The organism is Haloferula luteola (genome assembly GCF_014201715.1).
GTDB lineage: Bacteria > Verrucomicrobiota > Verrucomicrobiia > Verrucomicrobiales > Akkermansiaceae > Haloferula > Haloferula luteola.
Genome location: NZ_JACHFD010000022.1, coordinates 60,313 through 70,315, shown reverse-complemented (window position 1 = coordinate 70,315; position 10,003 = coordinate 60,313). Strand labels below are relative to the sequence as shown.

Here is a 10,003-nt window from a genome sequence, read left to right as displayed (position 1 = left end):
CAGGTTGTCAGAACGGAGTTCCGGTTCGCTGTCCAAGGCCGAAGCCCCTCAAGCCGAAGGCATCATGCACGTCCCGCATCATTCCTCAAGCAATTTAACGAAGTAGAATTAGTCACTCGTCCAAAGTCACCTTCATCCGGATGAAGCAGGCCTGTTGCTGAGGCAGCGAAATCGTCACGCGCTCAAAACCCGCTCGCTCCGGCACGAACGGCTCTCTCGAAAGAATTGTCCCCTCCGGAAAACTCTCTCCCCACTGCCCTTCCAACCCCGCGACCTGAAACTCCTGCCGCAATCCCCGTTCTGCGGCATCCGTTCTCCACGGAAAACGCAGCAGCACCCGCTCATTTTCCACCTTGAGGTCGGTGTCTTCCACCCCCAAGCCACTCGCCGGATCCGAACCCATGGCATACTCCAGGAGGTTCGCCCAACCATCGTGATCGGGATCCTCCTCAAAGCCCGTAACGCCCCATTCTTCGGCCCAATCATCGTACTGCGCTTGGGCCTGACTTCTCAATGGCCAGCTCCACGAGAACTCTTCGGCGGCCACCCCATCAGCAGACGCCTCCACTTGCCCTTCCAATCGCTCCCCTGAAGGAAGGTTCTCCCACATCACCTGAAAAGGCCCCTGCCCACCCGCCGTCAATCCGCCTCGGCGACCGTGCCAAACCTCCTCTTCGGATTTTTCAAAGATCCATCCGGCACCTGAAACCATCGCGACTCCCGGAAAAGCGACCTTCACCGTGACGTTGTGGGCTGCACCGGGTCCCATCCCCTGAACCTCCACCGTCACCGTGCTCGCTTCTCCCACTGTCGGCACTACCGGTGCCTGCGCCACCACTCCCAGCTCCGTTTCCTCAGGAAACCTCCGCCGCAGGTGGTAACCCAACGGTTCCATCAAAGCATCCAGCTCATCCGCATAGTCGGGCAGAAATCCGTCATAGCTCCGCGTTTCGACCGGATCGATCTCCGGAACTTCCTCCAACGCACTGTGAACACCCACCAAACACCACTCTCCTTCGACCTCCATCAAGGTCGGAGAACCTGAGTCCCCGCCCTCGAAACGCAAATCCCCTGCAGCCCCACCCTCATAGGGAAAATCGAAATAAACGTATTCCGTCGTATCAAATCCCGGTTTCCCCACCAACTTTTCGAAACCACGATAGCGCGTTTGCCCCGCCCATCCGGCCTTCCCCACCACCATCACGGTCCGGTCCAAGTAATCTTCTCTCTCCGCTAAGTTCGGCACCGCATAGGGGCGCACTCCCGCCGCAAAATCCATCGGCTCCGCCAAGGTCCCCAAGGTCAAATCCGTGGCCACTCCATCCCTGAACAACACCTCCTGCCCGCTCAAAGCATAGCCGCGTTCGACCCCATCCTCTCCCAGAAACCGGATCTCCGTCGTCTCCTCAAATGGATAGTGGGCAACCCCGATGAAGTGCACCGGAGAAACCAGTGCCAACATGCGATGCCACTCCAGTGGCCCGTCCGGCCACCCCACCCCTTGGCGAATCACCCCGGGATTGGGCTCAAAAAGCGTATTCAATGACGGATCGGTCGGCAGACCCCACAACCACACGTAGGCCCCCGAAGTGGGATCCCGAATCTCCAATGCCGAGACGGCGCCAAGACCACTCCAAACCAAAACCAGGGATGCACACGTGCCGACTCTCATCGTAAAGGCGGGAACTCCATTCCCGTTCTGCCGCCCACCGCAATTCCCATTCCAGATCCTCGAATCTCCCGATCAATCGGGTTCCGATTTCCTCACATCCTGCACGATGATCTGCAGCGACGTCCGCCCCCGGAAATGATTTCGATCGATCGTAAACGCCACATCCCAAGGCGGATCGGGCAAATCCAACTCGCCGCCACCGAAGAAAATCGCCTCGTGCTCATGCAGCCCCTGCCGCAGGAGCAGGCGCAGGTGATGATTCTTCATCCTCACCGGGGCACCACTCAAAAACACCTCTCTCACCATGAACACCGGTTGCGGATTGCCATTCCCGAACGGCTGCAACAGTTCATAATCGCGCAGAAAATCGAGCGACAGCAGGCTCAACGGAATCTCCGCATCCACATACAGGCGCGGGGTTCGATCCTCATCTCGCGTCCGGGATAACACATGCTCCGCAAATTGCTCCCGGAAGGCATCCAGCTGCTCCTCGGCGATCGAGATCCCCGCCGCCATGTCGTGGCCACCTCCCGCTTCCAGCAGCGGTCGACAGGCGTGAATCGCTTCCACCAACGAAACTCCCTCAATGCTCCGCCCACTGCCTTTGCCCACACCGTCGTCATCAATCGCGATCACAAACGTCGGCTTATGGAACTGCCGCATCAACCGAGAGGCCACAATTCCCACCACACCAGGATGCCACCGCCGAGATCCCAACACAATCACCGGCTCCGCAGGATCCCGCTCCGCCAGCATCGCCAACGCCTCCGCGCGGATTTGATTCTCATACGACTGACGATCCCGGTTGAAACTCTCCAGCCGGTCCGCGAATTCCTCCGCGCGACGCCGGCAATCCGTCAACAAAATGCCCAAGGCATCCTCCGGCACATCCATCCTCCCGGCGGCATTCAACCTCGGCCCGATCCGGAAGCCCACATCCATCGAGGTCGCCCGGCCATTCATGCCCGAAACCTTTTGAAGCGCCTGCAGCCCCGGATTCAAAGTCCCCGGGAGCAACCGCAATCCATGGCGAACCATCAGCCGGTTCTCACCCACCATCGGCACAATGTCCGCAATCGTCGCCAGCGTGACCAATTCGAGTAAGGGCTTCAGATCAAAGTCCGGCAACCGCCGCGTCTTCATCAACGCATGGACCAACTTGAAGCAAACCCCTGCCGCACAAAGATAGGTCGGCCCGCCTCCCCATTTGGGATTCACCAAGGCCACCACATCCGGACGTCCACGCGGGCTCGGCTCGTGGTGATCCACCACGATCACTTCGATCCCATCCTCACGCAGCAACGCGATTTCATCCAAAGACACCGTTCCGCAGTCAACCGCGATCAGCAAATCCGGCTTCTCCCCTTCTCCCATGCAGCGGGTCAACGCCACCCGACTCAAACCGTAACCCTCGCTGCTTCGGCGCGGAATGAAATGCCGTGGGCGCAGCCCATAGGCCCGCAATGCCCGCCGCATCACCGCGACCGAACTCACCCCATCCACGTCGTAGTCCCCATACAACAGCACCTTCTCCCCTCGATCCACCGCCAGCAAAATGCGCGCAACCGCCTGCTGCATTTCCCCAATCTCGAATGGATCCGCAAGATTCTGCAATTTGGGCCTCAGGAAATCTTCCAAGGCGTCGCCCGTGGGAAGGCCTCGCTGCTCAATCAGGTGCCGAAGAATCGCCGGAAAGCCCGGTGCAGAGCCGTTTCCATTCAGTCGGAAAGGCTCGCCGCGGTGAATCCATTGTCGCGCAGTCGGCATCGTGTCGCGATACCCTGAATCAGCCAACGTCCAGACACAAGCCCGCACCGGATAACTCTCTTCTTGAGCCCGCCGGTCAGGCGCGCAAGATCCTCCCCGATGCCCGATCTTGTCCGTGTCGAACCCATCGCCCTCATTCCGACACCTGCCGGATGTGCCGTATTCTTAGGCGATGGCACCAAAGCGATCGTCTTCTACATCGACAACGCCATCGGTGCCTCCATCAACACCGCGATGAGTGGACAAACCCCTCCGCGGCCACTGACTCACGACCTTTTCCTCAAAACCCTCGAAGGCTTCGGCGCCCAGGTCGCCCGGACCATCATCGTCGCCCTCGAAAACGAAATCTACTACGCCCGCCTCATTCTCGACGCCGAGAACGAGATCATGGAGAGAAAGATCGTCGAACTCGACGCCCGCCCGTCCGACTGCATCGCTCTCTGCGTGCGCACCGGTGCCCCCATCTACGTCGTGGCTTCCGTCTGGCAGGAACTGGAGGACATGAGCAACGTGCTCGCCGAATTGCGCAAAAAGTCGGACACCGCAGGCGACGAATAAGCGCAGACGAACCTCCGCTCCCTTGGTGGGGGTCTTCGTCCCAACAGAAAGTGTGGCATCCCCCATCCGGGGAAGAGGAAGAAGCTTTCGGAAATCCTCCGTTTTCTTTTGGCTGGAAGGGAACCGACCCCAGAAAGGTCGCCAAACCCATACCACCATGTCCGAACAGGAACACGCCGCCACCGACGAGTTCGAGCGCACGCCCGTCCCCTCATCCGCTCTCAAGGGCCCCGGAAAGTTCTGGGGAATGTACGCCGGAGAACACACCGCTGGCACCGAGTTCATGATCGGCCCCCTGTTCCTCGCCGCAGGAGCCAGCATTCAGGACCTCATCTTGGGTCTCCTCCTCGGCAACGTCCTCGCCACTCTCACCTGGCGCTTCCTCGTCACACCCATCGCGATGAAGAAGCGTCTCACCCTCTACTATCAACTCGAACGCATTGCCGGAGGCGGCGCGGTAAAGCTCTACAATTTCGTCAACGGCGTCCTCTTCTGCTTTCTTGCAGGAGCCATGGTTACCGTCTCCGCCTCAGCCGTCGGCGTCCCCTTCGGAGTGACCTTCAGCGTCCCAGAATCCTGGTATCAACTCGGAAGCCCGGCTTTCACCGGCATTGTGGTCGTGGTGGGCGCGGTCATCTCTGCCATCGCTTGCCAAGGCTACGAAACCGTGGCCCGCGTCGCCAACATCGCCGCCCCATGGATGATCATCGTCTTCGCCGCCTGTGGCCTGGTGTCCTATGCCCAAATGAACTCGGGCACGCCTTTCACCTGGCAGCAGGCCATCGATTTCGTCAAAGCCGAGAATATCGCCGCCGGAAAGGACAATCCCGACTTCGGATTCTGGAAAATCGTCATCTTCGGCTGGCTCTGCAATGGCGCCATGCACTTCGGCATGGCCGACCTTTCTGTCTTCCGCTTCGCACGAGATCGATCATCCGGCTGGGCGCCCGCCATTGGCATGTTCCTCGGCCACTACGTTGCCTGGATCTGCGCGGCTTTGCTCCTCGCCGCCCAAATCAAGCTCCACCAAGATACCTCCGCCAACCCCGGCATGCTCGCCTGGCGCGCCATCGGCGGGACCGGCATCATCTGCGTCATCATTGCCGGCTGGACCACCGCCAATCCCACCATCTACCGCGCCGGCCTCGCCTTCCAAGGCATGTTCCCAAACTCAAAGCGCGCCACCATGACTCTGCTCGCTGGCGTCATCGCCACCATCGCCGGTGCCTTCCCCACCCTTTCCGCCAAGCTCCTCGACTTCGTTGGCACCTACGGCACCATTCTCGGATCCATGGGCGCCGTGATCTTCGTGGATTTCTGGCTGATGAAAAAATTCCATCTGCGGTCCGAATACGCCCACGCCACCGGCTCCAGCTTTCACCCCGCCGTGCTCATCGCCTGGTTGCTGCCCGTCACTGCCGGACTCTATCTCATTTATGCCCAAGGCGTCTTCGCCGCCTACCTCGTGATCCCCTGCTGGATTGTCTGCGGACTCCTCTTCCTCGGCCTCAGTCTCGTGACCCAAAAGAAAGCTTAACCCATGAAAGTCCTCAAAGCCCTCGCCCTAGGCGGCCTGCTCCTCACCGCCGCAGGCCCACTCCTCATGTACTCCGGGGCCATCGACATCGATACCAACAAAACCCTCATGCTCATCGGCATGATCCTCTGGTTCCTGGGCGCCACCCCTTGGCTGGGCTCCAACCGACTCCAACCTACCGACAAGGAAGTCGAAATCTGATCGTTTGCGAAATGCCGATGAACTCATCGGCTATCGAATTGCACCGATTTCGCCACCGCCTTCCACCGATCACCTCTCTCACCCCACTCATGTACTCCTCCGCCCGCGAACAATACGCCACACTTGGAATCGACACCGAGACGGCTCTCCAACGCCTCTCCAACATCCCCATCTCCATTCACTGCTGGCAGGGTGACGACGTCGGAGGCTTCGAAAATCCAGACGGACCTCTCGGCTCTGGACTCGCCGTCACCGGCAACTACCCCGGCAAGGCACGCACCCCGGAGGAACTTCGCTCCGACCTCGAAAAGGCACTTTCCCTCATTCCTGGAAACCATCGCCTCAACCTCCACGCCATCTACCTCGAATCGCCGACTCGCGTCGAACGCGACGCCATCGAAACTCGCCACTTCCAAGGTTGGATCGACTGGTGCAAGGCGCAGGGTCTCGGCCTCGACTTCAACCCCTCCTGCTTCGCTCACCCCATGGCCGATAGCGGACTCACTTTGTCCTCGCCCGATGCCGGCATTCGCCAGTTTTGGATCGACCACTGCAAGGCGTGCCGCGTCATTGCCAATGATATGGGCGCACAACTCGGCGGCGCCACCGTCACCAACATCTGGGTGCCTGATGGCTACAAAGACACCCCGGCAGATCGCATGGCTCCTCGCCAAAGGCTCAAGGACGCGCTCGATGAAATCCTCGCCGTGCCGACTCCTCACAATCTGGATGCCGTCGAGTCAAAGCTCTTTGGAATCGGCTCCGAAGCCTACGTCACCGGCTCCCACGAGTTCTACATGGGCTACGCCATGCAGAAGCAAATCCTGCTCTGCCTCGATGCCGGCCATTTCCACCCCACCGAAATGATCTCCGAGAAAATCAGCTCATGCCTCCTGTTCCTCCCCCAGCTTCTTCTCCACGTCTCCCGCGGCGTCCGCTGGGACTCCGATCATGTCGTCACCCTCTCCGACGAACTCTACGCCATCGCCCGTGAAATCGTCTCCCATCAAGTCGAGGATCGCGTCCACATCGGACTCGATTTCTTCGACGCCTCCATCAACCGCGTCGCCGCCTGGACCATTGGCGTCCGCAACACCCAGCGCGCACTGCTCGCCGGACTGCTGGAGCCCACCGCCCAGCTTCGCCAAGCAGAGATGGAAGGGGACTTCACCACCCGTCTCGCCCTTCAGGAAGAAATGAAAACCTTCCCGCTCGGTGCCGTCTGGGATGAATTTTGTCGCCGCAACGACGTTCCCGTCGGACCTCAATGGATCTCCGAAGTCCGCCAATACGAAAACGACGTGCTTTCACAACGCTGACCCAGGCGACCTTACCAAAGACACTGTCTCGGGGTTCTCGCTCCGTCCGAGGACGAGAACTCCGGTAACGCCAAAAGATCAGAAAAAGAAAGCCTCCTCCGTCTCATGGGAGACCAGGGAGCCCCCTTCCCACGCACGGAGGTCTTTCTCCGCCCCTCAATGGCTCGCAGCGGGCCCGCTCGACTCGCGGGCCACATAGGCCGTCTCCAGCAAAGCTTCACGCGGTTCGCAATCTTCTCCGTGAATCCGCTCCATCAAGAACTCCACGGCTTGAGACAACATCGCATCATGCTGCTGGGCCACAGTGGAGAGCGATACGGTAAGGAATTCCGACAACGGCACGCCGTCGATCCCGACCACCGAGACATCCTCAGGAACCCGCAAACCCGCATCAGCCGCGGCACGGATCACGCCCACCGCCGTTAGATCATTGAGCGCAATGAAAGCCGTCGGCCGATCATCCGATGCAAACACCGCTGCCGCAGCCTCCCGAGCTTCGGCAATCTCCGTTCCACACTCGATCATCCGGAATTCCGCCCCATCCATTTCGCTCACAATCTGCTGGAACAATCCCGGACGACGCCCAACTCGGTGCCCCTTCAATCGGGCCGCGAGGAAAGCGAACTTGCGGTGGCCATCGGCATACAGCTGGCTCGCCGCCTGCCGCATCCCAGTTCCGAAGTCCGCCATCACCTTGTCCACCGGCGACGGTCCCGTCCCCGCCATGGCCAAGGCCACGATCGGTGGTCCCGAGCTGGATTGCTTTTCCAGGAAATCGCGATGCGCATCCAGGTCGCTGAAGAAGCACAGCATCCCATCAACGTTTCGATCGACAAAATCCCTCAACAACTTCTTCTCCCGCTCGGTGTCGTTCCGCCAACTTTCGATCACCAGATCGTAGCCACGTTTCTCGAACTCCACCCCCAAAACCGAGGCAATGTGGGTAAAGTAAGGATTCTTAAGATCGGCAATCAATAGACCCACCGTGTTGAAACGACCCGATTGCAGCGCGACGGCCGCTCGGTTCGGACGATAGCCCAACTCCTTCGCCGCGGCGAAGACCCGGTCGATCGTCGCCTTCGACGCCCATGAATTCGGACGTCGATTGAGAATCGTCGAAGCTGTGTTGACCGCGACGCCCGCTCGCTCAGCGACGTCCTTGAGGCGCACGCGTCGCGTGACCCTTTTGCCTTGGGATGAATCCAAACTCATCAGGTGTGAAACTCGAATTGAGGCGCAATGCTCGGAAAGAAAAACTTACGGAAAAGCCATGGAATGCTCCGCAAGAAAAGACGATTCTGGCCTATGAAACGCTTCCTGCGAAACCTTCCTTTCGGACGACGGTTAAGAAACCGCCATCGAACCCCTCAAAACCTCTGATCACCGACATGAAACTTCGTTCCCTGCTCGCCCTGCTCAGCGCCATTTTGGTGCTCCATGCGGCAGCAGCTCCCTCAACCGGCCCCCGTCATTGGAACTCTCAAGACGGTCGTACCCTCTTCGGTACCTTCGTGTCGGCCGATCCAGAGGCCCTCTCCATCACCATCCGCCGACCCAACGGCACCACGGTCGAAATTCCTGTCGATCAACTGGCAGGTGAAGACATCATCTTTGCCTCGAAATTGGTCGAAGCCTCCATCGCCGAGGCCAAAGCTGCGGAGCTGGAGAAGAAGAAAAAGAAGTCGCTCGATGGCCCCCTCACCTTTTCCCTCTCCCAAGGCTCCGAAGATTGGCCAGAAGATCGCAAACGCATGATCGTCAAAGCCATGGAGGAAGCCGTCGCCTACTTCAACGAAAACGCCGATTTCAAAAAACACGTCACCGCCAACAACAGCCCAGGCACTCCCACCGCCGACGCGAACTACGACGGATGGATCAATTGGGGGGGCAGCATCAGCCGCCGCGTCGCGCTTCACGAAATTGCCCACACTCTGGGAATCGGAACCCACTGGGATTGGCAGAAGCACATCAAAGACGGCCAATGGACCGGCAAACACGCCGTGGCTCAGCTCAAGGAGTTTGACGGTCCCGACGCCGTTCTCCACGCCGATCGCATGCACTTCTGGCCCTACGGTCTGAACTTTGACAACGAGTCGTCGAAGAAGAACGACATGCGTTTTCTCAAAATGGTCGAAGCCTTCCGCAAAGACCTGGGGATCCGTTGACCGTCAACGCCTCCGCCGCCACCCACCGCTTGCCAAACCCACAGCGGCAAGCAACCAACCAGTCGGCTCAGGCACCGCCACTCCCAAAGCCAGAGAGATTTCATCGCCGGCACTCAAGCCATACCCGTCCGGCACCGCCAAGGTGAGCGTTGCCGGACCGTTCAGAAGCCCAAGATCGAAGAAAGCAAAACCGGAATTCCCATCCGCCGACAGTGCTGGTGCCAAAGTGCCACTCCCAGCGTCCCAGTCGAGTGCCTGATCATACGAGCTCACCCCGTCATCCCATGCGGCGGTTTCCGCCATGGCAATCGTACGGGACCCTCCTCCATCCGTGAGCGAAATCACCACGCTCCCGGTCGCATCCACGGCATCGCGAAACAAGCCCCCCACCGCGAGGTAGTACTCCGCACCTCCTACCAACTCGAAGCTCACCTCATACACCGCCATCGAGGCTTGAGGAGCCACCCGCAGATCGATCCCCTGAACCGTTCCATCGCCTGTCAGGGAGTCTTGAAACATCAGCATCGTACTCCACGAACCTGCCTCCAAGGTCCGGTCCCGCGGATACCCGGGAAACACCAATCCCATCCCCGTGGTTACCGACCATTGACCCACCGCTTGCGTTTGACCGCCATCATCCATCAGCTCGAAGGATGATGGAGTGCCACCCGGCCGCAAATCCAACCAGTCCGTTTCCATCGCCGCAGCCATCAATGGACTGCCGTGAACTACAAAACCTAGAATGGCAGGTGTGAGGCGTGTTTTCATGTCAGGGATTCCGTTG

General features: G+C 59.6%; 9 protein-coding genes. 5 read left to right on the top strand and 4 right to left on the bottom strand.

The window, feature by feature from the left end:
- Positions 1-112: 112 nt before the first annotated feature.
- Positions 113-1,672 carry a trypsin-like serine peptidase gene (locus HNR46_RS16935; protein ID WP_184020921.1) on the bottom strand — a complete coding sequence of 520 codons (1,560 nt, stop codon included), beginning with the start codon at positions 1,670-1,672 and terminating at the stop codon, positions 113-115.
- Positions 1,673-1,744: 72 nt separating this feature from the next.
- Positions 1,745-3,439 (bottom strand): single-stranded-DNA-specific exonuclease RecJ, encoded by a 1,695-nt coding sequence (gene recJ, locus HNR46_RS16930; RefSeq protein ID WP_184020919.1) that lies wholly within the window; start codon positions 3,437-3,439, stop codon positions 1,745-1,747.
- Positions 3,440-3,538: 99 nt separating this feature from the next.
- Between recJ and HNR46_RS16925 the strand changes: the two genes are divergently transcribed.
- From HNR46_RS16925 to HNR46_RS16910, 4 genes are all read left to right on the top strand, one after another.
- The gene (locus HNR46_RS16925; RefSeq protein WP_184020917.1) at positions 3,539-3,997 is read left to right on the top strand and encodes a bifunctional nuclease family protein; all 459 of its coding nucleotides are present in this window, start codon (positions 3,539-3,541) and stop codon (positions 3,995-3,997) included.
- A gap of 157 nt (positions 3,998-4,154) precedes the next feature.
- A complete protein-coding gene (locus tag HNR46_RS16920) occupies positions 4,155-5,534 on the top strand; it encodes a purine-cytosine permease family protein (RefSeq protein ID WP_184020915.1) in 1,380 nt (459 codons plus the stop codon).
- A gap of 3 nt (positions 5,535-5,537) precedes the next feature.
- The gene (locus HNR46_RS16915) at positions 5,538-5,735 is read left to right on the top strand and encodes a hypothetical protein (RefSeq protein WP_184020913.1); all 198 of its coding nucleotides are present in this window, start codon (positions 5,538-5,540) and stop codon (positions 5,733-5,735) included.
- A gap of 89 nt (positions 5,736-5,824) precedes the next feature.
- Positions 5,825-7,054, top strand: coding sequence for an L-rhamnose isomerase (locus HNR46_RS16910; RefSeq protein ID WP_184020931.1), 1,230 nt, complete (start codon positions 5,825-5,827; stop codon positions 7,052-7,054).
- Between the two features lie 156 nt (positions 7,055-7,210).
- On the opposite strand, the gene HNR46_RS16905 is transcribed toward HNR46_RS16910, so the two are convergent.
- The gene (locus HNR46_RS16905; protein ID WP_184020911.1) at positions 7,211-8,266 is read right to left on the bottom strand and encodes a LacI family DNA-binding transcriptional regulator; all 1,056 of its coding nucleotides are present in this window, start codon (positions 8,264-8,266) and stop codon (positions 7,211-7,213) included.
- 176 nt (positions 8,267-8,442) lie between these two features.
- On the opposite strand from HNR46_RS16905, the gene HNR46_RS16900 reads away from it, so the two are divergent.
- Entirely contained in the window at positions 8,443-9,219 is a 777-nt protein-coding gene (locus tag HNR46_RS16900; RefSeq protein WP_184020909.1) for a hypothetical protein, read from the top strand.
- 3 nt (positions 9,220-9,222) lie between these two features.
- Here HNR46_RS16900 and HNR46_RS16895 read toward each other — a convergent pair whose 3' ends face one another.
- Positions 9,223-9,987, bottom strand: a complete 765-nt coding sequence (locus HNR46_RS16895) for a PEP-CTERM sorting domain-containing protein (protein ID WP_184020907.1) — start codon at positions 9,985-9,987, stop codon at positions 9,223-9,225.
- Positions 9,988-10,003: the final 16 nt, after the last annotated feature.

Excerpts from the sequence above, each read along its gene's own strand:
- HNR46_RS16900 (WP_184020909.1), top strand. The coding sequence starts at position 8,443 with ATGAAACTTCGTTCCCTGCTCGCCCTGCTCAGCGCCATTTTGGTGCTC.
- HNR46_RS16915 (WP_184020913.1), top strand. The coding sequence starts at position 5,538 with ATGAAAGTCCTCAAAGCCCTCGCCCTAGGCGGCCTGCTCCTCACCGCC.
- HNR46_RS16935 (WP_184020921.1), bottom strand. The coding sequence starts at position 1,672 with ATGAGAGTCGGCACGTGTGCATCCCTGGTTTTGGTTTGGAGTGGTCTT.
- recJ (WP_184020919.1), bottom strand. The coding sequence starts at position 3,439 with ATGCCGACTGCGCGACAATGGATTCACCGCGGCGAGCCTTTCCGACTG.
- HNR46_RS16895 (WP_184020907.1), bottom strand. The coding sequence starts at position 9,987 with ATGAAAACACGCCTCACACCTGCCATTCTAGGTTTTGTAGTTCACGGC.
- HNR46_RS16910 (WP_184020931.1), top strand. The coding sequence starts at position 5,825 with ATGTACTCCTCCGCCCGCGAACAATACGCCACACTTGGAATCGACACC.
- HNR46_RS16920 (WP_184020915.1), top strand. The coding sequence starts at position 4,155 with ATGTCCGAACAGGAACACGCCGCCACCGACGAGTTCGAGCGCACGCCC.
- HNR46_RS16905 (WP_184020911.1), bottom strand. The coding sequence starts at position 8,266 with ATGAGTTTGGATTCATCCCAAGGCAAAAGGGTCACGCGACGCGTGCGC.
- HNR46_RS16925 (WP_184020917.1), top strand. The coding sequence starts at position 3,539 with ATGCCCGATCTTGTCCGTGTCGAACCCATCGCCCTCATTCCGACACCT.